Below are 21,874 nucleotides of genomic sequence, written 5' to 3' on the forward strand. Positions count from 1 at the left end.
AGATTTGCCTAGGTTGTGTCGCATCTGCCTAGGTTTCGGCTGAGGCCGGCGTTGAACTCGGCGAGCCATTCGAGGGAGATCGGGACGTCGTCGTTAGGCTCAGAACCCTGGTTTTGAGGGTTTTGATCGGCCCATGGCACTTCGGAGGATGCGGGCTCGTCTCCCCATCGCTGGGATTCCAATTCCTCCCAAGAGGGACGGAACGGGAGCAGGCCGAACCAGTGGTACCGGATGCGGTTGAACCCGGTGGCATGAAGGTCGGTCCAGTCCTTCACACCTCCGAACGGTTTGATCCGCCTCGCCCGAGCGGGCCATCCCGCGGCGAACTTATCGCCCGCATCGTCGGCATCGGTCGCCAGGTACCAGGGAGAGGCGGGGAGTAGCGCCCGGAACAGCCCGGAGGTCAGGGCGCTGGATGCGCTCCCGATCGTGACGACCGCCGCATGAGTTCCGATCTCCTGACCGAGCAGCAAGGCGTCGAATTCGCCCTCGACGACCACGAGAGGGAAACCGGGGCGCACCCTGGCGAGGTTGGGAAAAGCCTTTGGAGCGTCGCGGAGGATCTCCAGATACTTCGGGTCTCGCCCGTCCGTCCGGCGGAGCTTGATGCAGGCCAGGCGATCGCCGTCGAACCAGGGGATCACGATCCCGGATGCGGTGTAAGGCTTGCCCTCCCGAGTCACCAGGTCGGCCCGCGGCGTCCAGCCCAGCCGGGCGGCCCTGATCGTCTCGTCCTGCAATCCGCGTTCAGCCCGTAGGTATTCCAGCCATCGGGCCCCGGAGTCGCTCCAGAGGGCCTCCAGGGCGTTCTCGACGAGCTTCCGGCCGGACGACTGACCCAACCCCCTCGGCTTGGGCGGAGGGGGCGGAGCCTGGATCTTTGGTTTCGGCGGTTGGTACGTCCCGGACTCGGGGAGGTACAACCCCACGATCTCCGCCGCCCGTCGGGCGCTGGCGGGAAACTCCAGGTGCTCGATCTCGGCGACCAGGTCGGCCGCATCGCCGCCCTTGCCGCACCCGAAGCATTTCCAGTGCGGTCGGCGAGGCTCCAGCCCGAATGATGGAGACCGCTCATCGTGGAACGGGCATCGCCAGAGGGACCGCCCGCTCTCCCTCTTGACCGGGGGCCCCAAGAGCGCCTCTGCCAGCGTGGGGAGGTCGACTTGGGCCCGGATCGACTTCCAATCGAACCGGCTCCGAGGCACTTGCACCGACCAGGAACCGGAGATTGGGGCTTTCATTCCCACGGCTACTCTCTCCTTGTACACGACCGCCAAAACCGCCAGAACCGACAGAACCCGGGCTGCGAACAATTCGCGTTCATGGCGTCATGTGGTTTTGGCGGTTCTGGCGGTTTTGTCCGGGTGCCAAGGCGGGATTGACGTCGTACGCGGGAGACTTCGGGCGGCCGCCGGCCGACCCGGGAGGCGGCAGGTCTTTCGGGCGAATAACGTTCGCCTTGACCATCCGAACCAAGGCCTTCGACAGGTCGTCGGGCGTGATCCACTCCCGGGCCTTCTTCGCGTCGCGCTCGTTGAACGACGCCATCCCCTTCTCGCGGAGCCAAGCGACGAGCGCGTTGAGGGCCTTCGCCTCGGGGCCTTCGCAGCCCGAATGGGCGACGGAGTGGACTCGTCGGGCGTGGCTCTTGAAGTAGGCGACGAGCCGCCATGCGTCCTCGACGGTCCTCTCGCCGACGTCCGGGACGGCCGACTCGTCGGCGGTCGGGTCGGCGGCATGGTGGAGCAGTTCGAGGATCAGGGCGAGCCGGCCGGCGTAGTCACGCAGTTTCCCCCACGCCCCCCGCAAGGTCGGCGGGAAGTCCGAAGAGTTCATCTCAACCGAATGGGCGTCGTACGAGCGTCGCCAGGCCGCGGCGGCGGCCGGAGTGAAGAATGCGACGTGCGGGACGTCCCGACCGTCCTTGTAGTTCATGGGACGCGACCAGAGGCGGCCGACGACCTGTCGCCATCCCTCTGCGACGACCTCGGGCACTCCGGCGTTCGACCATTCCGGCACCGGGAGGGAGTCGGGGTAGGCGAACAAGAACCGCTCGATGAACCCGTCGGCCCTCCCCTTGCCGTCCACGATCTCGCCGAGCATGTCCGGCGGCAGCCCGCCGACGATCGACATCATGGGGTGCGGGCATCGGATCGGCTCGTGGTTCTCGTGGGCCACCCGGTCTTTCTTGAGTGCGTCCCCGGACCAGATCTTCAAGACGGCCGCACGGTCGTTCCCCTTGCCGCCCTTGTATTGGTTCAGGCCCATCACGAGGGCGGTCAGCTCGTCGCGGACCATGACCAGGCCGCGTGGGTTGTCGGCGAGGATCAGCGGCAGGGCCTCCATCGTGACGTCGTCCACGTCGATCCGCCTGGGCCGCGGAGGAGCGGGAGGCTTCGACTGCTTCTTGCCGTCCGGTCCAGGCCGCTCGTACTCTTCCTTCCATCGCTCGATCGCCTGGGAGTGCTCCAGGGCGAGCACCTCGTCGATCGCCCGCAGCGGAGCCGAGACGGCCTTGAGGGCCGGAGTCTTCCCGTCGGACGGAGGTCCGACCGGGGCCGCGAAGACGCACGCCCCGACGAAATAGCCGTCCTTGAGCTTGAGAGAGGCGGAACGGCCGATCGCCCCGGCGGCCACGGCGAGGAGCGGGACTCCGAGGAAGTCGATCGGGCAGCCGATCGCGGACGCGCCCTCCAGCACGAGGTCCGCGGCGGGCGGCGGCAGCACGTCGACCGGGAACGATTCGACGCTCGGCAGCTCGCCTAGTCGGAGCGGCGGCCACTCTTCGGGCGAGTGGTCGGCCGGCTCGGGGCCGTCGGGGTCGGCGTTGCAGATGTCCTGCACCAGCGATTCGGATACTGCGTCGTCCCAGGCGGCGCAGGCTCCGTCGAAGACCTTCTGGCGACCGCCGCCGAGAGGGGCGGCGTTCATCCGGTTCGCCAAGGCTCGGAATCGGTCGTCGATCCGGTCTAGCTCGCCGTTGAGCGTGTGGTCCGCCAGGAGCCGGGCGAAGCACCAGGCGTTATAGAAGCCAAGGTTCATCAGCGGCCCCCCTGAGCGATCCATTGCACGAACGTCGACCGCCGCCACCGCGGCATCCGACCGACGTGGAGGTCCGGCCTCGGCAACTTCCCGGCCGCCCGCATCCGCTCGACCAAGCGGCGCGAGCACGAAAGGGCGGCCGCCAGGTCCTCGATGCTCAACAGGGGTTCCAGGAAGGCCGGGGCGGCGTCGGGGCGCGGGGTGGAGTTCAAGAGCCACCTCCTTGCCCATCAGTCTCGCGGCGGAAGTCTTGTGAGGCGTGCTCGATGAAGTGGTCGATCCCAGAGGCGGACCATCGCCGCAGCGCGCCGAGCTTGAACCCGCGCGGAATGATTCCGTCGTCGGCCAGCCTGTAGACGGAGCGTAGGGAACAGCCGAGACGGCGCGCGACTTCGCGGCCATCGAGAAGGACGTCGGACGAATCGGACTCTTGGCTTTGAGGAGGCATGTGTTTCTCCGAAACGAGATTCGGGGCGATCGTTCGCCCGTGCTCGACTCGGAGTGTCACCGACGGAACAGAAATCTGATTTATTCCAGCGATTTATTCCGGCGTTGTGCATCGCGTCGTCAGTATCTGACGGGGATTGCAGATCATGAATTCCGGTGCCGGAATAATGATCCGCTCTTGACGTGGATTTCAGGCGTGCTTTTTTCCGGCGCGTTTCCGGCGGCGGTCTATGGCCTTTCGGACGTCATTCACGGTGATGTCGAAGTCGACGGCCAATCCCCCGTAAGTCGAGTAGCGACCGGTCCTCCACGCATCGAAGATTCGTTTGTCCATGTTAGGGTCGGTATCAGCGGGCCTGCCTCTGCGAGGGGGACCCGTCACGGTCGCTTCCTGACGTGGCTTTGGAGACGGCGCGGGGGGCGGGGGCTCGGCAAGGATGCTGAAATCAAACTCAAACGGCGGTAGGCCGTCGATCAGGGCGATCAGTCCCGCCAACCGCGCGGGGGTGGAGATGTATCGGGCGTAGTCTACATCCGACGAATGCTTGAACTTTATGGCATCGACGATGCCGTGGATCGTCCACAGGTCGGTAGACGATTCCGGCATTCCGACCACGCGAAGACGGCCGTCGAGTTCGTGAAGGCCGCACCCCATGACCCGCATCAGCCCGTCGCTATAGTGGAGGAAAGCCCGGGTGCGACTCCAAACCTCGGTCGCCAACGCGTGGACCGAAATCCCGTCGGGTGGTGACACGCCGTCGGTCGAGATCAGGTCGTGGAATCGCGTCGCCGAGTAGATCAGCCATGCCATTTCAGCCCGGAGCGCGGCCAGATAGAATCTCGCGTCGATGGGGAACCGGGGCCCGCCGCCCGGCCACGCCGGGGGGAGCGGCCTGGAGACGAACCGCGTCATCAGAGTGGGACGCAGCACGATCGGCGACTTGCAGGGGTGGGCGTCGTCGCCGTCTCGGGTCGGATCGGACATGTCGAGATCACCTGAATCGCGGGCCGAACCCGGCCGCGGCGTCAGGTGATGAACGCGCCGGCCGGGTCCGCTTGGCTTCCCAGGTGGCCACCCGAGAAGCCGTCCCGCGATACTATTGTACAGGAAGCCCGGCCGCGACGTGTAGATGATATAGGCCGAGTGATTTCGTCGATTCTGGGGAGGGGGCTTCTATGCCGAAGCTACTTCGCGGACATTGTCTCGCGCTCAGCGTGGTTGAGCTGACGCGGCGTCACATCCTCGTAGACGACTGGCTCAGCCACGGCGCGTTCCGGCTGTTCAAGGACGACCGGGACGACGAGCAGGTCCAGGCGACGGCTCAGGCCTTCCTGAGTGGCGGCGGCGGTATCCTGTCGGTCGTCTGGGAACGTGGCTCTTACCGGGGCGAAGTGACGTCCCGGGCGACCGCGATCCGGGGCTACCGGCAATGGTTACTGACCTGCGAGGGCTGCGGCCGAGGATGTCGGAAACTGCTCGTAGCCCCCTCGGGGAGGGTCGCGTGCGGCCGATGCCTCGGTGTCCGCTACCCGGACCAGCGGCGACAGCGCTCGTGGGCGTCCTCGGTCTGGCTGGCGGTGTACGATCCGGGAGCATTCACTCGCCAACCGGGTCGACAGGAGGGGTTGTACCGCTGGGGGGTCGGAGAGATCCGGCGTCTCGGCCTGAAGCGTTGAGTGGTGCTTTTCGCGCTGAATTCGCTTTTCACGCAAGCCAATTGGTCCGGGGGCGAGTCATGGCTCGCACCCGAGGGGCATTGCCAGGATGCCGACCTTGGTTGCTTCGGGCATGTCGGCGCGGGCTGGAAATGCGTCGCAGCCCTTAACTCCGGAGGTCGTCCAGGAACTCGGATGCGGGCTCGACGCTGGTGACGAGGAGATGATCTCGCGCTCGGGTGCACGCGACGTAAAGCAACTGGCGCTCGGTGTCGTAGACTTCCTGGAGGTCCGCGTCGTCGCCTACGGTCTGAATCCGCTCCTGTAGCGGGATGACCTCGTCGTCGCAGGCCATCACGGCGACGGCGCGGAACTCCAGGCCCTTCGCGAGATGCATGGTGCAGATCGAGAGGCGTCCGCTCGCGGTCTCGACGTGTTCGTCGAGGACCTTGTACGGCACCTCCGCGGCGCTTGCGGCGGCGATGGCGCGATCCAGCTCGGCGGCGGATCGGACGAAGAGGCCGATCTCGTGGGGTAGGACTCCGGACTCCACCCGTTCGGCAAGCCAACCTCCCACTTCTCGGATCTCAGCTTCCTCGTCCTCGCAGACCCGGACGACAGGGGGAGGGCCGTTGAAAACGGAGACGGCGTCGCCACGCTTCTCGCCCAGTCCATCCGCGTCGCGGACTTCCGGGCCGAGCAACCGATCCGCCTTCGATCGAATCTGGTGGGACGTCCGGTAATTGACCCGCAGGGTTCGCGAGCGACCGCGTACGTCCACGCCCAGGGACTTCCACGAAAACGGCTGCTGGAAAATCCGCTGTCCAAGGTCTCCGGCGAAGAACAGGGCGTTGGGACGATCCCCCGCGAGCGCGGCGAGGAACTTCAATTGGGAGACGCTGAGGTCCTGCGCCTCGTCGACGACCGCGAAGTCGAAAGGGGGATTCTCACTGCCGGCCATCGCTGACGCCAGCGCGGTGAAGAGCTTCGACTGCGTGATCACCTTCCGGGCCTTCAGGCCTTCGCCGACCCGCTCGAAGATCGACCAGAGCACCTGACGGCGGGCCTCGGGGAGCCGCGTTTTCCGACCGAGACGGGAAACGTCGCGATACGCTTCCCACGTCTCTAGCTGCCAGGCGTCGACCAGCTGCTCCCATTCCGTGGCGAGGAATTGACGGCTGTATTTGGGCTCGCCGACGGCTCGCGAAGCCTCGCTCAGCAATTCGTCGACAAGCACGCGGTCCGCGAGCTTTACCGGGCCGATGCGGGCCTTGTGCAGCCGTAGGCCCAGGGCGTCGAAAGAATGGACGTCGATTCGCTCGGCGAGTCGCGGCTCATTGGAGAGGAGTCGCCGCAACTTGGTGTCGAGAGCCTTGGCCAGTGTGTCGGTGAACGTCACCAGCAGGACGCGGGCCTCGGGATTGGAGCGGGCCAGGTGGGCGGCCCGGTGCAGGGCCACGATGGTCTTGCCTGTGCCGGCCGACCCGGATACCCGGGCCGGGCCGTTGTAGTCCCGTCCCACCCATTCCCTTTGATCGGGATGCAGGAAGACGGTCCACTTCTCCCAAGGGAAGTCGAGGGCGCGTCGCAGCTCCTCGACGTCCGCCATCACGCGGAACCGCCGCAGGGCGTCGGGGTGGTCGAACGGGCTCGCGCCGGGCGGCTTGGGTTGGCTGACGCGGGGCTTGCCGCCCGTGGCCAGCTCTAGGATCGCTTCGGAAGCCTCGCCGGGGAGGTGATCGGCCAGGGCGAGGACCGTATCCTCCGTCGCGGACCGGACGTCGCCCAGCCACTCGTGCGGCACGCCGTATCCCATCAGCTCGTCGTCGGTCAGTTTCGCGAAGAGCAAGGTCTCGGCGGCCGACGGCCTCGGTGCCTCCGGCTCCACATAAGCCGGGACGAGGACTTCCCGGACCGTCTCGCGGATCTCGACCAGCTGGGCCGCCCCGGTCCTGGGGTGGATCTCCAGCTTGCGGCGCCCGGCCCATTCGTAGGCCTTGTCGTGGTGGCCGACGTAGCAAAGCAGCAGGCTGTCGACCGTCTTGTGGACGATCAGCCGGAGATCCCCACTGACCCGGACCGACCAGAAGTTCTTGTCCCGGGCGCGGTCGAGCTTGTGGAAGCTCATGCCGGGGCTCGACGGGTCGAGCTGCAGGTCGAACGCGGTCGTCTTGACGGCCTTCTGCTCGTCGCCCGTCAGGCGGGCGAGGCTGTCGGTGAAAGTGTCGGCGATCCGGAATTCCATGGCGCTAGACCCTGAACACTTTCATCACCTCGTCGCCGAGGTGATTGATCACCTTCACGGCGATCCGGCCGGATTTGGGCCTTGCGAAGGGTCGCGAGGTGTCGCTGTTCAGCGTAGACCAAGCGTCGGCGTCGATCTCGGCCTTGAGGTTGGTTTTCAGCAACTTATAGGGGTCGTTCGCGCCCAAGAAGTAGGCATGTCGGACGAAGAAGCTCTCTTCGTTGTAGTCGGTATCAACAAACCAGCAGGCGATGCCGTCGGCCCCGTCGCTGACAACCTCGCCGGTCTGGGGCTTGAAGACGTCGACGCCGTTCACCTTCACGCGGAGCCGGCCGTCGGGCTCGGGAAGGAGCGAGATGTCCGGCTCACCGAAGATGATGAAGAGGTTCCCCTTTCCGGTGTTCTTGAGGTCGGCCGCCATGTGCAGGTCGGCGTTCATGCGAGCCTTGAGCACCGGCAGGCGGCCGAGCTTGGCGAACTCGGTGGTGTGCGCCTCGTAGTTGAAGGCGCAGGCGATCAGCACGTCGAACCCGGCGTCTCCGGCCTCGCGGGCGGCGGCGACGAGGTCGGCGCGCTGTACGGTTCCGAACTCGGGGCCAATGAAGACGGCGGCCCTCTTTTCCGCGTCGCCCTCCAAATAGCGGCCCTCGGCGCAAACGAGGTCGCCGGGCCAGGGCGAGATTGCAGTGAAGGTGATTCGGTCTTCCTTGTGGGCCTGTTGCACGCCAGCCGTTCGCAGGTTCTCAAGAATCATTCGCTCAAAGCCGCCGTCCTCCGGCTCCGCCTTGCTCTGAGGGTCGATCAGCTCGTCGTCTTCGTCGACGCCCAGCATGCGATGGGGCGAGAGACTCTCGACAGTGAATGGGCCCGCTACCCGGACCTTCTTCTTGTCTTCATAGGGCCTGTCGTAGAGGTATTCGAACTCCGCTCGCGTGGCGATGGAGGCGTCGATCTCCTTCTGTCTAGCAATCCGGGCCTGCCACCAGTCCGCGTGCAGGGTCTTCGCCGAATCCGACCAATTGGTGCCGGCCTCGCGAGGGATCTCCCACTCGGGCCAAGACTTCTTGAGCGCGACGTTCAACTTCTCGCGCAAGAGTTCCAGCTTCGCCTGCCACCGATCCCAGATGACGTCGATCTCAGCGTTGTTAGCAATCGACTTGAGCGTCACGTGCGGCACGCGCTCGTAGACGAAGCCGTGGCGGATGTCATTGCGGGTCGGCTGGGTGCTCGGGGCAGAGCGGCTAACTTCGGCTTCCTTCAACTGGCCATCGCGAGAGTCAGCCAGCAGGTAAAACAGATACCTCGCGCCCATGATGCGGCCGCGGGCCAGCGCTAGCGCGACCCGCGAAGTGTCAATCGTGATCCAACGACGGCCCCATTGCTCGGCAACGTAAGCAGAAGTACCGGAACCGCAGGTAGGATCGAGAACGAGGTCGCCAGGGTCGGTCGTCATGAGGATGCACCGCTGAACAACTCGTGGGACGGTCTCGACGACGTAGGATTTCGGAAACCGATCCTGAGTATCTGGCCACACGGTCGTCATGGACGCCACCGGAAAGTCAGACAGACGACGCTCGTAATACAATACTTTCGGAAGCGAAATAAGTCGATCCGCCATGCCAAGCCGAGCCATGCCGGCCAGATGGGTCTTCCAGTTTCGCTGTGGGCCTGTCTCGTACACTACATCCCGAAATGCGAATGGGACTGAAGTTGTCGAGCGAAAACCGGCCGAAAAGGCGGGAGTCTCGGTGAAGGGGTGCGAATCAGCAGGTAGCGATTCTGGGGAAGTGAATTCCGCATCAGTCATAGCGCGACGCAATCCGTTTGCTTCACGCAGCTTTCCATATCGCTCACCAAATCCGCTTCCCGCGATTTTGGCCCAGAACAGACGACGGTATTTCACCTGGTTTCTACTTCGCGCAAACCAAACGAGAGAATCGTTGGGAGATGCCAATAGATCGTCTGTCGCACCACTATTCTTGGCAAACGTTATAACTGCACAAAAATTGTCATCACCGAACACCTCATCCATGACAGCCCGAACGCGGTGGACATTCTCGTCTCCGATCTGCACGAAGATGGAACCGGAGTCAGCGAGCAGATCACGGGCGACGGTTAGGCGGTCGCGGAGGTAGGTCAGATAGCTGTGGATGCCGTCGCGCCAGGTGTCCCGGAAGGCTTTGACCTGCTCCGGCTCGCGAGTGATGTGACCGGCATTGCCGTCCTTGACGTCGCGGCTGGTGGTAGACCACTGGAAATTGCTGTTGAACTTGATGCCGTAGGGGGGGTCGAGGTAAATGCACTGCACCTTGCCACGCAGGCTCTCGCGCTCGGCGAGCGAGGCCATAACCTGAAGGGAGTCGCCGAGGATCATGCGGTTTGACCAGTTCTGATCGTGCTGGTAGAACTCTGTCTTGTCAGCTCCTTCTGGAATGCCGTTGAAATCGGCGAAGAGGTCGGGGAAAAGCGTGGCTTGAGGGTCGGACGCACGTTCGGCCTCCTCGGTCCGACGCACGAGGTCGTCGATCAAAACCTTGGGGTGCACCTTCTCCTGGATATAGAGAGGGGGGGCGGGAACGACGAGGTCGCTCCAGTCCTGCTCGTCCTTGCCGCGCCAGACGAGTTGCGGGTCGAGGTCGCGGTTCCGGCGTTCGTAGGCGACGCGGACGGGGTGCTGCTGCTCGTGCTCCACGACGGACTGGCATTCGGCTGTCGGGATGTTCTTCCGCCGGTCGGCCTCATGCACGAGGGTCTCGACGGACTTCGGGGCGATCTTCTTGGCCATTGCTTAGCTTCCTTGCTCCACCGGCCGAGCGGCCACGGAGGCGATCAGCCTGTCGAACTCGCCCTCGACCTTGGCCTTGAAGTCGGCCTCGATCTGATAGACCTCGGTGAACTCGGCGAATGCCCACCGCCCGTAGGCCTTGAGGTGGTTCACGCCCGGCATCCAGTAGATGTCCATGGTCGACTTCTTTTCCTTCGCATCCTCGCCCCGATAGCCCTTGATCTCGACGACCAGGTGCAGCAGATCATCCTCGCCGTGCCCGTCGTCCACGAGCACGATGAAGTCGGGCCGGTACTTGCGATTCTCCGAACCGTGGCGATAGGGGACTTCGAACCCCAGGTTGTGGTTCTTCACATAGGCCCGGACCCTCGGGTGAGACTCCGCCACGCGGCAGAACTCGGCCTCCCAGTCGCTGTCCGTGATCACCCAGTTGAGGTGGCAACGCGTCGGGCTGGTCTCCCAACGATCGGCCTTCGACGTGTTGAAGCGGACGTGGGCTGTGGACCCGGTGGGGTTGTACGAGTCGAGCAGCGCCTTGATGGGACGGTCGCCGAGGAATGCTCGCGTGATCCCGGCCGTGATACGGTTGCAGGCGATGTCCGCCAACTCCTGATACATCAGCAGGCCAGGATAGGTACTTCCCTTACAGACCAGGCAGGTGTCGAGCCATTGCTTGGTGATGCGTTTGAGCTGACCGAAAAGGTGGAGCCGAGGCTCCTCCCCGGGGTCGCGCCACTTGGTGTAGAGAAGGCGCTGTGTGACGTTGAACACGAGCGACGACGGGCGGAGGTCGCCCAGGTGCTCCAGGTTCATGTCGACCGCCTCGCCGATGATCCCCGAGTTCCGGGTGATGGACGGGCCGACGAGGTCGGGGGTGAGTACGAGGACCGAGTCCTCGTCGAACTCGGCCGTGAGCCGCTCTTCGGGCAGTTCGACGCGGTAGCCTTCGACGCGGGGGAAGCGGATTTCGAGGGCGTCGCGGGCCGGGCGGACGGCCTTGACCTGGATGGTCTCGCGCGGCGGCTGCGGAGGCGCAATCACTGGCTTCGCGGTGAAGTCGAAGGGGATGCCGAAGACGTCGGCATACTCGACGTTGAAAAGGCCTTCCTCGTTCAGCTCGTAAGACTGGCGGCGGAGGGCGCGGCCGATGACCTGCTCGCACAAGAGTTGGGTGCCGAAGGCGCGGATGCCGAGAACGTGAGTGACCGTGTTTGCGTCCCAGCCCTCGGTGAGCATGGAGACGGAGACGACGCATCGGATGGAGCCGCCGAGCTGGCCGGGCTTGCCGACGGTGTTCATGACCTCGCGCAGGAGTTCTTGATCGCTGATGTTCTCCCCGGCGCGAGGGTCGCCGCTACGCTCGACGATCTCGCGGCGGAAACGCTCGATCTCGTCGACGGCCATGCTGCGGAAGTTGTCGTCGAGAGCGTCTCCCGCTTCGAGTTGCTCACTGTCGATCAGCAGGGTGTTCGGCCTTGGGAGAGGGTTGCCGGTGGTCTCGTCGAAGTTGCGGAAGAGTGCGAGCCGGCCGTTCTCCAGAGTCGTCGTCCCGTCCGCTTTCCTCCGCTGGAATCCGGAAATGAAATCGTATACCAGCTTGGATATCGCCGTGTTCTGGCAGACGATGATGAAGCAAGGCGGGACCTTGATAGCCTTCTGCTCCCAGAGCTTGAAGGTCTTCTCATAGTGGCCGTAGAGGGCTTGCAGCGCGGTCTGGAGGCGGGTCGGGAGTTCGAGCGGGTCCAGAGTCTCGCCCTTGCCTCGGCCCTTCTTGGGCATGTGTTTCTGGATGTTTTTCCAGAGGTCCCGGTAGACGGGCATCTCATTGCCAGGGATATTCTCGGCGACGGGCACGCGCGGCAACTTTACGATGCCGCATTCGATCGCGTCCATGAGTGAGAAGTCGCTCGCCGTCCAGGGGAAGAGCGTACCCTCCGCGTAGCCCGAACCACGCAGGAAGAACGGCGTCGCCGACAGATCGACGATCCGGGACACGCCGAGCTTGCGGTTCACGGCTTCCAGGCCGGAGATCCACAACCGAGCGGCCTCGTTGTTCTTCTGGGCCTCCTTCTTCTCGTCCCCCTGGAGGTCCTCGTCGTCCTCGTCCTGGGGCTTCTCTCGGTAGCAGTGATGGGCTTCGTCGTTGAGGACCAGGACGTTCTTCAACCCCATGAGGTCGGGCATCACCCGCTGGATCATCTGGCCCTCGCTCTCCAGGGTGTCGAGCGCCTCGCCACGCCCTTGGAGCAAGGCACGCCCGCCGGAGGATAGTTCGATCCTCTCCCGAAGCTTGAAGGCGTGATAGTTCGTGATGACGATCTTCGCCCGGACCATGTCGTCGAGCATGTCGGTGGGAACGAGCATTCGGGTGGTGTAGTAATTGTCGGGGTCGTTCGGCAGGAGAACGCGCAGGCGATCCTTGATCGTGAGCCCGGGGGCGACGACGAGGAACCCACGCGTGAAGTTCCTGGTGCCTGGGCGGCGCACGGCGTTGATGGTTTGCCACGCCATCAACATGGCCATGACCGTGGTCTTGCCCGCGCCGGTGGCCAGCTTCAGGGCGATCCGGAAGAGTTCAGGGTTGGCGTCCCGGTTCGCCGAGCCAAGGCTTTCCAGGAGCTGCTTTCCAGACTTCGAGTGCGGCGCGACTTCCGTCAGCCAGATGGCCGTTTCCACGGCTTCTACCTGGCAAAAGAACGGCCGGAGCCCGGCGAAGTCCGGGTCCCTCCAATATTGCAGGAGCCGGGCTGTTTCGGGGGTGACTTGCCATTCGCCCGGCTTGGGCCACGATCGCCAGACCTCCACTTGGGCCCGCACCGCATTGATGATCGAAGTGGGGTCGTACTGCTGTTCCTGGGTCGAGAGGCCCTTGCCCTCGTCGAAAACGAAGTTCTGCTGGCCGCTACCCTTCTTACGCTTCTTGGGCCTGGGTATAGGCGTGATGAACTCGGCCCGGCGACGTTTCTCGATGATCTCCTGGGTCGGCTGCCCTTGGTCGTCGAGTTCCCAGTGACGCTGTGGACACGCGTACGGGGAATTCAGGATGGGATGATCGAAGAAAGGGTTGCTCATCGACCGGAAGCCCATCCTGGCAAAGGACACTGCACCGTGAAAGACTCGGCGATCTGGGTCGGGGCGAGGCGGGCGGTCGAGGAGCTGCTCTCGGGGTGGATGAGATTCGGTGAAGAAGTCTCCCGCTCATGAACGGCTGGACGCAGTCCCGGCGACACCGACACTGCTCCTGCCGTATCCACGACGACGACGATGAACCCATGCGGACGCCCTTTTCTAGGGTAGGCCACATGATAAATCTCAACCCAGCGACAAGAAACCCCTTACCAAAGCCAGTATGCCTCCGCGGATCGTTTCAGGCAGTTCTGGCCAGGCTGCCACCAAGGCGGCCAAGTCGGCATCCATCTCTGTACGACATATGTCGGTGGGCAAATAGTGGGCAACAGGCTCGGATGCAAGTCGCAAACCCTTGCAGGTCCTGTCGTTGCTCGGATCTGTCACCTGACTCTTAATCAGCGGGTTGTAGGTTCGAGTCCTACGGGGGGCATTCGCGACATCGTCCGCATCCGGCCGGCGGGGGCCGTCAAACCCCGTCCTTTTGTTCGGGTCGCAGACTTGCGGCCCGTCGGCTCATCCAACCTCGTCACCGTTCCAAGGATCGCCCGAGCTTACCGGGATCGATCTCGATCGACCCGTCTCTTCCGGGCCTTGACCGGGTTGCTACTTGGCGCACGGGCCCTCAGAATGGACCTCCGCTTTCGGTGAGGTCGGGACGTGCCCCGGCTTCGATGGGAAGTGGGACTCGTCCCCCCGGCCTTCGGGGGTCTTGTGAGTGGCCATGAATACGTCGGCGCTCAAAAGGTTCCGGGAGACGCTCGCGGGCGGCCGCGCGGTGTACGGCCTGTGGGTGACGCTCGAATCGCCGAGCGTCACCGAGATGGCGGTCGCGCTCGGGCTCGACTGGGTCGTGATCGACGCCGAGCACGGGCACCTCGACTGGTCCGAGATCGTCGCGCATCTCCGGGCCGCGGTCCGTGGCGACACGGTGGTCCTGGTTCGGCTGGCGGACCTGGACCGGGGCCTCGTCAAGCGCGCCCTCGACCTCGGCGCCGACGGCGTGGTCATCCCCTGGGTCGAGACCGAAGAGCAGCTCCGCCGCGCCGTGGCGTTCGCTCGATACCCTCCCGAGGGGTGCCGGGGCATCGGCGCCGAGCGGGCGACGGGCTGGGGCGAGTGCATGGCCGAGCACACGGCCGAGGCCAACGACTCCGTGCTCGTGGTGCCGATCATCGAGACCGTCGTCGCGCCCGACGAGGTCGAACGGATGACCCGGGTCGACGGCGTCGAGGTCTTCTTCTTCGGGCCGGCCGACTTCTCGTCGAACGCCGGCTTCCGAGGGCAGTGGGAAGGCCCAGGGGTCGCCCGGCTGCTCCTGGGCCTGAAGGACGTCGTGCGTGCGTCCGGCAAGCATTGCGGGGTCCTGGCGGCGAGCGACCCGAACGTCTCCGAACGTCTGGAGCAGGGCTTTCGGATGCTCGGCCTCGGGATCGACGGCTCGCTCCTGCTCCGCTCGCTGCATGCGTCTCTGGCTGCGGTCGGCCGGGACCGAAAGATCCGCTCCGGCCTCCGAATCGAGGATTAGCTCATGTCGACTACGCCCCTTTCCCGCCCTCCCGAGTCGATGCGACCCGACCGAATGGAGGTCATGACCCCGGTCGGCTCAGGCGTGGCGATCGAGCTCGCGACCGGCGTCCGGTTCGAGAGTCTGGTCGGCTCGTTCAACCACGCGCGCGGGCTGACCACGGGCCTCGTCACGATGGCCCCCCTGGCGGGTCTGCCCTACCACACCCAGACTTTCGCCGAGTCGATCACCCTGCTCAAGGGCCGAGTGCTGGCCGGAGTCCAGGGGCGCGAGTACGAGCTGGAGATCCTCGACAACCTCGTCGTCCCGAATGGGCTGGCCCACATGGTCCGGAATCTCTCGGACACGGAGACCGCGGTGCTCCACGTCGCGCTGGCCAGCGACGCGCCGAACCGCACGATCGTCGACCGGCCCTTCCTCCGCGCGCCGATGCCGGCCTCGTCGATCGGCGTCCCGGGCGCGGAGCGGGTCAATCGCTTCCGGACCGCGGAGAGATTCGAGGCCGGCCCGAACACCGAGTTCATCGACTTCTTCAACGAGACGCTCATGCCGGGCCTGGAGATGAGCGGCGGCTACGGCCTGTTCCAGCCCGGCGGGCGGCTGCCGGCCCACGTCCACGACTTCGACGAGTCGATCAGCATCATCGACGGCGAGGCCGTGTGCATCGTCGAGGGCCGGCGGCACGCGATGCGCGACGGCGCGACGGCCCTCCAGCCGCGCGGGCGCGTCCATTACTTCATCAACGAATCCGACGGGCCGATGGCCATGATCTGGGTCTACGCCGGGCCGTCGCCGATCCGGATCGTCGTCGACGAACGCTGCGCCACCGCCGAAGGGAACCCCTGGCGCGAGGGGGACGCCTGATGAGCGGGACGCCCAGGCCGTTTCGAGTGGCGCTGACGGGCGATTTCTTCGGGGCCGACGGGTCGACCAAATATCCCGACATCGGGCTGTCGACCTTCGAGGGCCGCGACGAGGTTGAGTGGGTCAAACTCCCCGAGCATCGCACTCCGATCGGCCTCGACCAGATCGCCGACGCCGGGGCGCAGGGGGTCATCGTCCTGACGCCGGCCGTGACGGCCGAGACCGTCTCGCGGGCCGACGACCTGCTGGCGATCGGCCGCTTCGGGGTCGGCTACGACGCGGTGGACGTGGCCGCCTGCACCGCCGCCGACGTGGCCGTTTTCATCACCGCAGGCGCGGTCGACCGCTCGGTCGCCGAGGCGACGGTGGGCTGGATGATCGCCCTCGGCCACAACCTGCGGATCAAGGACGCCCTGGTCCGCTCGGGTCGGTGGGACGAGCGGTCGAAATACATGGGCCGAGAGCTTCGCGGGCGGACCTTCGGCGCGGTCGGCCTGGGCGGCATCGGCCGGGCGACCGTCACGCTGCTCCAGGGCTTCGGCATGAAGACGCCGCTGGCGTACGACCCTTTCCTTGATCCTAAGACGGCCGACGAGATCGGCGTGCGGCCCGTCGGTCTCGACGAGCTGCTGGCCGAGGCCGACTTCGTCTCCATCCATTGCCCGCTCACCGACCAGACGCGCGGCCTGATCGGGGCACGGGAGATCGGGCTGATGAGGCCCGACGCCTTCCTCATCAACACGGCCCGGGGCGGGATCGTCGACGAGGACGCCCTGTACGACGCCCTGGCGGCCGGCCGGATCGCCGGGGCGGCCCTCGACTGCTTCGCCGAGGAGCCGGTCGTCGAGCCGCATCGTTTCGGGACGCTCGACAACGTGCTGCTCGCACCCCACTGCATCGCCTGGACCGACGAGCTGTTTCGCGACATCGGCCGCTCGGCCTGCCAGGGGATGCTCGACCTCGCCCTCGGCCGGACGCCGCGCGGCGTGGTCAATCCCGGGGTCTTCGACCGGCCCGGATTCCAGGAGAAGTGGGCGCGACTGCGCCCGCGTTAAGGCGAGTGTCGGGCGTGAGGAGCCAGGTTCATGAGCCGTAGGCTGGAAGGCCAGACCGCCTGGATCAGCGGGGCCGCCTCGGGCATCGGCGAGGCCGCGGCCCGGCTCTTCGCCGCCGAGGGGGCGAACGTCGCGCTCGTCGACATCGACCGCGAACGGGCCGAGTTCGTTCGCCGCGCGATCGCGGAGGCCGGCGGCCGGGCCCTCGTCTCGACGGCCGACGCCTCGTCCGAGGCGGCAGTGCGCGACTCGATCGAACGGGCCGTCGCCGAGTTCGGCGGGCTGAGCATCCTCGTCAACTGCGCGGGGATCGTCCACGTCGGGCTGCTGCACGAGTACGACGAGGCCGACTGGGACCGGCTGATGGGCGTGAACCTCAAGAGCATCTTTTTCTCGGTGAAGCACGGCCTCCCGCACCTGCGACGAGCCTCTCGGAGCTACGTCGTGAACGTGGGCTCGATCAGCAGCTTCGTGGGCCAGGCCGCGACCCCTGCGTACACGGCCTCGAAGTCGGCGGTGCTGGGGCTGAGCCGTTCGATCGCCCTGGATTACGCCTCGATCGGCCTGCGGTGCAACTGCGTCTGCCCGGGGATCACCGACACGCCGATGCTCCGCCACCACCTGGGTAAGAACGCCGACCCCGAGGCCGCCCTCGCCAACCGGCTGCGACGCGTCCCCATGAACGTCGCGCTGACGCCCGACGACGTCGCCCGGTCGGTGCTCTATTTCAGTTGCGAGGATTCGGCCGGCGTCACCGGGACGTCGCTGGTCGTCGACGGCGGCTACCTCGCCGCCGCCGAGTGGAACTCCGCGTGAACCGACCGACCCGGGAGGACTTCCGAATGTCGCTGAGGCTGGCCTGTGCGGACTTCACGTTCCCGCTGCTCGACCACGACAGGGTGCTCGACCTGATCGCCCTGCTCGACTTCCAGGGCGTCGACGTCGGCCTGTTCGAGGGTCGTTCGCACCTCTGGCCTTCGCGGGTCTTCGAGGACCTCCGAGGCTCGGCAAGGACGCTCGCAGGCAAGCTGCGCGACCGGGGTTTGGAGGCGGCCGACATCTACCTCCAGACCGCGCCCGACTTCGTCTCGCTCGCCCCCAACCACCCCGACCCGGCGAAGCGTAAACAGGCGCGCGACTGGTTCGAGCGGGCCGTCGAGTTCGCGACGGAGTGCGGCGCGCGGCACGTCTCGGCGCTGCCGGGGGTCGCCTTCGAGGAGGAGCCGGCCGCGGATTCGTGGCGGCGATGCTGCGACGAGCTGGCCTGGCGATGCGAGGCCGCTCGGGCGCAGGGCGTCGTGTTCTCGGTCGAGGCGCACGTCGGGTCGATCGCGCCGACCCCGGCCGCCGCCGCCGAACTGGTTCGGGACGTCCCCGGCCTGACGCTCACGCTCGACTACACCCACTTCACGCGCGACGGCCGGCCCGACTCCGAGATCGAGCCCCTGATCGCCCATTCGAGCCACTTCCACGCCCGATGCGCCCGGCCCGGCCGGCTCCAGACGTCGTTCAAGGAGAACGCGATCGACTACGGCCGCGTGCTCGACGTCATGAAGCAGGTCGGCTACTCGGGATTCGTCGGCGTGGAATACGTCTGGATCGACTGGGAGCACTGCAACGAGGTGGACAACCTGTCGGAGACGATCCTCCTCCGCGACCACCTTCGCGAGCACGCGAAAGCCCGTTGAGACCCCTGCGCCGACGACGCCATCCCTCCCCCTTCGAGGCCCTCTCCGATGCATCGACCCCTGGCCCTCGCCTTGACCTTCGCCCTGGCGACCGCCGCGTCGTCCTGGGCCGCGCCCGCGTCGCTCCGCGTCGAGGACCTGCGCTGCGAGTACCTGGTGGATCCCCTGGGGATCGACGCCCGGGCTCCTCGCCTGAGCTGGCGGTCGACGGCCCTCAAGCCCGAGGCTCGCGGCCTGACCCAGTCGGCGTATCAACTACGCGTGGCCCGATCGGAGGAGGACCTTCGCAAGGGCGATGAGGTCCTGTGGGACACGGGCAAGACCATGTCCGATCAATCGCTGCACGTCCCTTACGCCGGCAGGCCGCTCAAGTCGCACGACGCCTGCTTCTGGTCGGTTCGGGTCTGGGACCAGGACGGGAATCTCTCGGACTGGGGCAAACCCGCGCGCTGGACGATGGGCCTGCTCTCGCCGGAAGACTGGAAGGGCCGTTGGATCGGCTACGACGGCGGCGACGCGACCGAGAGCCCGGCGTCGCTGTTCGAGGGGGCCTCTTGGATCTGGCATCCCGGCGTCCGGCCCTCGTCGATCGGCGCGCCGATCGGGCCCCGCTACTTCCGCAAGACGGTGACGATCCCCGAAAGCCGGAAGGTCCGCAAGGCGACCCTGACGACGGCCGCCGACGACTCGTTCACCGCGTTCCTCAACGGCGAGGCCGCGGGACGGGGCGCCGGCTGGGCGTCGATCAAGCCGCTCGACGTGACCTCCTCGATCCGCCCCGGAGCGAACACGCTCGCGGTGGAGGCCGTCAACGCCGCCTCGACGGCCGTCGGCCCCGACAAGAACCCCGCGGGCCTGATCGGCCTCCTGAAGGTCGAATTCGAGGAGGGCGCCCCTCTGCTCGTGCCGACCGACTCCACCTGGCGCACTGGCGACAAGGAGGCCGCCGGCTGGAAGGCCGCCCCCTTCGACGACGCCGCGTGGCCGCTCGCGCAAGAGGCCGGGATGCTGGGATCGGCGCCGTGGGGCACGCTCGGCGCGTCCGAACATCGCCGGCTGCCGTCGCGGATGCTGCGGCGCGAGTTCGACGCGCCCAAGGCGGTCCGCCGGGCGACCGCCTCGGTGTGCGGCCTCGGCTTCTTCGACCTCCACTTCAACGGCCTGCTCGTCGGCGACCAGCTCATGAACCCCGCCCTCACCGGGTACGACCGCCGGGCCTGCTACGTCACCTTCGACGTGAGCGATCGCATCAAGCCGGGGCGGAACGCCGTGGGCGTGGTGCTCAGCAACGGCCGCTATTTCGCCCCGCGCGTCAACGACCCCGTCCCGATGCACACGTACGGCTACCCGAAGCTGCTGTTCCAGCTACGCATCGAGTACGAGGACGGCTCGATCGCGGAGGTCGTCAGCGACGACCAGTGGCGGCTGACCACCGAGGGGCCGCTCCGCGCGAGCAACGAGTTCGACGGCGAAGAGTACGACGCCCGCCGCGAGATTCCGCGATGGTCGAGGCACGGCTTCGACGATTCCGGCTGGCGCAAGGCCGATTTCGTGGACGCCCCGGGCGGGACGCTCGAAGCCCAGATGATCGAGCCCATCCGCGTGACGCAGGTCCTCAAGCCCGTCGCCGTGACCCACCCGAAGCCGGGCGTAGATCTGGTCGATTTCGGCCAGGCGTTCTACGGCTCGGTCCGGGTGGCCGTCATCGGGCGGGCCGGCTCTCGCGTGAGTCTGCACACCTCCTTCAACGTGACGCCGGAAGGCCTGCTGAACGCGGCCAACGACCGCAGCGCCCTCAACACGGACGTTTATACGTTGAGCGGCAGGTCGCTCGAGACCTGGAGCCCTCGGTTCAAGGGAAACGCCACGCGATACGTTCAGGTCGAGGGGTTCCCGGGCGCTTGGACGGCCTTGAGCTTCGAGGGCCTGGTCACCCACACCGACATGGAGCCGGTCGGCGAGTTCTCCTGCTCCAACCCCCTGATCAACCGGATCTACCTGAACGCCCGCTGGGGCACGCGGATGCAGAATCGGAGCGTGCCCATGGAGCCCGACCGCGACGAACGGATGCCCTGGTCGGGACACCCGGCCAAGACGTCCGAGAGCGAGGGCTACGCCTTCAACGTCGCCCGATTCTACGACCACTTCCTGCACAACTACCGGGCCCACCAGGGCGAAGACGGCAGCCTCCAGGAGATCCTGCCGCCGTACTGGACCTTCAACTCGAAGGACATCGTCTGGCCCAGCGTGGTCACGATCATCCCCGACTGGTACCACGACTTCTACGGCGACGTCCGGCCCCTGGCCGACAACTTCGATTGCATCAAGCGCTGGGTGCTCTTTCATGAGAAGGCGTATCTGAAGCCGGACGGCACGATCGATTATTGCAACTTCGGCGACTGGGTCGACGAGACGTGGATCAAGGGCGCCGCCGACAAGCGCGTCACGTCCCGGCCGCTGATCTCGTCGGCGTACTACTACAACAACTGCCGAATCGTCGCCCGCGCCGCCCGGCTCCTGGGCAAGGCCGACGACGTCGCGCTCTTCGACGCCATGGCCGCGAAGGCGAAGGCCGCTTTCAACGCCCGATTCTTCGACCCCAAGACCAACATGTACGAGAGCACGACCCAGGCGTCCTACGTCTTCCCGCTGGCGTTCGGCCTCGTGCCCGAGGCGCACCGGAAGGCGGTCGTCGCCAACCTCGTCGACGAGATCCTGGTGAAGAAGCAGGGCCACACGTCGGTGGGGCTCGTCGGGATGCAGTGGTTCATGCAGGTCCTGACGAACGAGGGCCGGGCCGACGTGGCCTACACCGTCGCCACCCAGACGACGCGGCCGAGCTGGGGCTACATGGTCTCGAAGGGGGCCACGACGAGCTGGGAGCGTTGGGACACCGACACCCAGGACGGCGGCATGAACGGCGAGAGCCAGAAGATCCTCTCGGGCAACCTCGAAGCCTGGCTATACCAAACGCTGGGCGGGATCAACTACGACCCCGAGCGCCCGGGCTTCAAGCACAGCATCCTCCGCCCGTGGCCGGTCGGCGACCTGACCTCGGTCCACGCCTCGCACAAATCGCTCTACGGGCCCATCGCGAGCGATTGGAAGATCGAGGACGCGGCGTTCGTCTGGACGGTGACGGTCCCCCCGAACACGACGGCGGCCATCCACGTGCCTTCGACCGACCCGGCCGCCGTGACGGAAGGGGGCCAGCCCGCCGGCCACGCCCCGGGCGTCCGGTTCGAACGCGCCGAGCCCGGGTTCGCGGTCTATTCCGTCGGCTCGGGGACGTACGCGTTCCGCTCTCCGGCCTGGAGGTCGGACGCTCCTCGTTGAAACTCGCGCCCGGAAGGGCCTGCCGTTCTCACCCATCCGGGGAGCCCGGCAAGCCCCGCCGTCCGACGCGGGGCCTTGGTCGCCGCCTTTTCCAGGCCGCCC

At 66.2% G+C, this 21,874-nt stretch carries 15 protein-coding genes; 7 read left to right on the forward strand and 8 right to left on the reverse strand.

Annotated features, from left to right (window positions below; translation table 11 throughout):
* Positions 1 to 8 precede the first annotated feature (8 nt).
* The 5 genes from PZE19_RS20090 to PZE19_RS20105 form a co-directional block, all read right to left on the reverse strand.
* Positions 9 to 1,241 carry a CHC2 zinc finger domain-containing protein gene (locus tag PZE19_RS20090; RefSeq protein WP_277864378.1) on the reverse strand — a complete coding sequence of 411 codons (1,233 nt, stop codon included), beginning with the start codon at positions 1,239 to 1,241 and terminating at the stop codon, positions 9 to 11.
* Between the two features lie 79 nt (positions 1,242 to 1,320).
* Positions 1,321 to 3,042, reverse strand: coding sequence for a DUF3987 domain-containing protein (locus PZE19_RS20095; protein ID WP_277862384.1), 1,722 nt, complete (start codon positions 3,040 to 3,042; stop codon positions 1,321 to 1,323).
* Complete coding sequence (locus PZE19_RS20100; RefSeq protein WP_277862385.1) at positions 3,042 to 3,254, reverse strand: helix-turn-helix transcriptional regulator; 213 nt, start codon at positions 3,252 to 3,254, stop codon at positions 3,042 to 3,044. The genes PZE19_RS20095 and PZE19_RS20100 overlap by 1 nt, the downstream gene beginning before the upstream one ends.
* Positions 3,251 to 3,490 (reverse strand): helix-turn-helix transcriptional regulator, encoded by a 240-nt coding sequence (locus tag PZE19_RS33125; protein ID WP_368411312.1) that lies wholly within the window; start codon positions 3,488 to 3,490, stop codon positions 3,251 to 3,253. The genes PZE19_RS20100 and PZE19_RS33125 overlap by 4 nt, the downstream gene beginning before the upstream one ends.
* A gap of 189 nt (positions 3,491 to 3,679) precedes the next feature.
* The gene (locus PZE19_RS20105; RefSeq protein ID WP_277862386.1) at positions 3,680 to 4,474 is read right to left on the reverse strand and encodes a hypothetical protein; all 795 of its coding nucleotides are present in this window, start codon (positions 4,472 to 4,474) and stop codon (positions 3,680 to 3,682) included.
* Between the two features lie 191 nt (positions 4,475 to 4,665).
* Here PZE19_RS20105 and PZE19_RS20110 point away from each other — a divergent pair, with 191 nt between their 5' ends.
* The gene (locus tag PZE19_RS20110; protein WP_277862387.1) at positions 4,666 to 5,166 is read left to right on the forward strand and encodes a hypothetical protein; all 501 of its coding nucleotides are present in this window, start codon (positions 4,666 to 4,668) and stop codon (positions 5,164 to 5,166) included.
* A gap of 145 nt (positions 5,167 to 5,311) precedes the next feature.
* Here PZE19_RS20110 and PZE19_RS20115 read toward each other — a convergent pair whose 3' ends face one another.
* From PZE19_RS20115 to PZE19_RS20125, 3 genes are read right to left on the reverse strand one after another with little or no spacing between them, the layout of a single operon-like run.
* Complete coding sequence (locus PZE19_RS20115; protein ID WP_277862388.1) at positions 5,312 to 7,390, reverse strand: UvrD-helicase domain-containing protein; 2,079 nt, start codon at positions 7,388 to 7,390, stop codon at positions 5,312 to 5,314.
* Between the two features lie 4 nt (positions 7,391 to 7,394).
* Positions 7,395 to 10,175 (reverse strand): site-specific DNA-methyltransferase, encoded by a 2,781-nt coding sequence (locus PZE19_RS20120; protein WP_277862389.1) that lies wholly within the window; start codon positions 10,173 to 10,175, stop codon positions 7,395 to 7,397.
* Positions 10,176 to 10,178: 3 nt separating this feature from the next.
* Positions 10,179 to 13,247 (reverse strand): BPTD_3080 family restriction endonuclease, encoded by a 3,069-nt coding sequence (locus tag PZE19_RS20125; RefSeq protein WP_277862390.1) that lies wholly within the window; start codon positions 13,245 to 13,247, stop codon positions 10,179 to 10,181.
* Positions 13,248 to 14,025: 778 nt separating this feature from the next.
* On the opposite strand from PZE19_RS20125, the gene PZE19_RS20130 reads away from it, so the two are divergent.
* From PZE19_RS20130 to PZE19_RS20155, 6 genes are read left to right on the forward strand one after another with little or no spacing between them, the layout of a single operon-like run.
* A complete protein-coding gene (locus PZE19_RS20130) occupies positions 14,026 to 14,829 on the forward strand; it encodes an HpcH/HpaI aldolase family protein (RefSeq protein ID WP_277864379.1) in 804 nt (267 codons plus the stop codon).
* Positions 14,830 to 14,868: 39 nt separating this feature from the next.
* Complete coding sequence (locus PZE19_RS20135; RefSeq protein WP_277862391.1) at positions 14,869 to 15,693, forward strand: cupin domain-containing protein; 825 nt, start codon at positions 14,869 to 14,871, stop codon at positions 15,691 to 15,693.
* Complete coding sequence (locus tag PZE19_RS20140; protein ID WP_277862392.1) at positions 15,693 to 16,748, forward strand: hydroxyacid dehydrogenase; 1,056 nt, start codon at positions 15,693 to 15,695, stop codon at positions 16,746 to 16,748. The genes PZE19_RS20135 and PZE19_RS20140 overlap by 1 nt, the downstream gene beginning before the upstream one ends.
* Before the next feature lie 30 nt (positions 16,749 to 16,778).
* The gene (locus tag PZE19_RS20145) at positions 16,779 to 17,564 is read left to right on the forward strand and encodes an SDR family NAD(P)-dependent oxidoreductase (protein WP_277862393.1); all 786 of its coding nucleotides are present in this window, start codon (positions 16,779 to 16,781) and stop codon (positions 17,562 to 17,564) included.
* A 26-nt stretch (positions 17,565 to 17,590) separates the two neighbouring features.
* Positions 17,591 to 18,436: a sugar phosphate isomerase/epimerase family protein gene (locus PZE19_RS20150; protein ID WP_277862394.1), complete on the forward strand. Its 846-nt coding sequence runs from the start codon at positions 17,591 to 17,593 to the stop codon at positions 18,434 to 18,436.
* A 48-nt stretch (positions 18,437 to 18,484) separates the two neighbouring features.
* Positions 18,485 to 21,772, forward strand: coding sequence for a family 78 glycoside hydrolase catalytic domain (locus PZE19_RS20155; protein WP_277862395.1), 3,288 nt, complete (start codon positions 18,485 to 18,487; stop codon positions 21,770 to 21,772).
* Positions 21,773 to 21,874: the final 102 nt, after the last annotated feature.

Origin of the sequence: Paludisphaera mucosa, from assembly GCF_029589435.1 — a bacterium.
Classification (GTDB): domain Bacteria; phylum Planctomycetota; class Planctomycetia; order Isosphaerales; family Isosphaeraceae; genus Paludisphaera; species Paludisphaera mucosa.

Excerpts from the sequence above, each read along its gene's own strand:
- PZE19_RS20150 (WP_277862394.1), top strand. The coding sequence starts at position 17,591 with ATGTCGCTGAGGCTGGCCTGTGCGGACTTCACGTTCCCGCTGCTCGAC.
- PZE19_RS20090 (WP_277864378.1), bottom strand. The coding sequence starts at position 1,241 with ATGAAAGCCCCAATCTCCGGTTCCTGGTCGGTGCAAGTGCCTCGGAGC.
- PZE19_RS20135 (WP_277862391.1), top strand. The coding sequence starts at position 14,869 with ATGCGACCCGACCGAATGGAGGTCATGACCCCGGTCGGCTCAGGCGTG.
- PZE19_RS20155 (WP_277862395.1), top strand. The coding sequence starts at position 18,485 with ATGCATCGACCCCTGGCCCTCGCCTTGACCTTCGCCCTGGCGACCGCC.
- PZE19_RS20095 (WP_277862384.1), bottom strand. The coding sequence starts at position 3,042 with ATGAACCTTGGCTTCTATAACGCCTGGTGCTTCGCCCGGCTCCTGGCG.
- PZE19_RS20115 (WP_277862388.1), bottom strand. The coding sequence starts at position 7,390 with ATGGAATTCCGGATCGCCGACACTTTCACCGACAGCCTCGCCCGCCTG.
- PZE19_RS33125 (WP_368411312.1), bottom strand. The coding sequence starts at position 3,490 with ATGCCTCCTCAAAGCCAAGAGTCCGATTCGTCCGACGTCCTTCTCGAT.
- PZE19_RS20125 (WP_277862390.1), bottom strand. The coding sequence starts at position 13,247 with ATGAGCAACCCTTTCTTCGATCATCCCATCCTGAATTCCCCGTACGCG.
- PZE19_RS20110 (WP_277862387.1), top strand. The coding sequence starts at position 4,666 with ATGCCGAAGCTACTTCGCGGACATTGTCTCGCGCTCAGCGTGGTTGAG.
- PZE19_RS20130 (WP_277864379.1), top strand. The coding sequence starts at position 14,026 with ATGAATACGTCGGCGCTCAAAAGGTTCCGGGAGACGCTCGCGGGCGGC.
- PZE19_RS20140 (WP_277862392.1), top strand. The coding sequence starts at position 15,693 with ATGAGCGGGACGCCCAGGCCGTTTCGAGTGGCGCTGACGGGCGATTTC.
- PZE19_RS20105 (WP_277862386.1), bottom strand. The coding sequence starts at position 4,474 with ATGTCCGATCCGACCCGAGACGGCGACGACGCCCACCCCTGCAAGTCG.
- PZE19_RS20145 (WP_277862393.1), top strand. The coding sequence starts at position 16,779 with ATGAGCCGTAGGCTGGAAGGCCAGACCGCCTGGATCAGCGGGGCCGCC.
- PZE19_RS20120 (WP_277862389.1), bottom strand. The coding sequence starts at position 10,175 with ATGGCCAAGAAGATCGCCCCGAAGTCCGTCGAGACCCTCGTGCATGAG.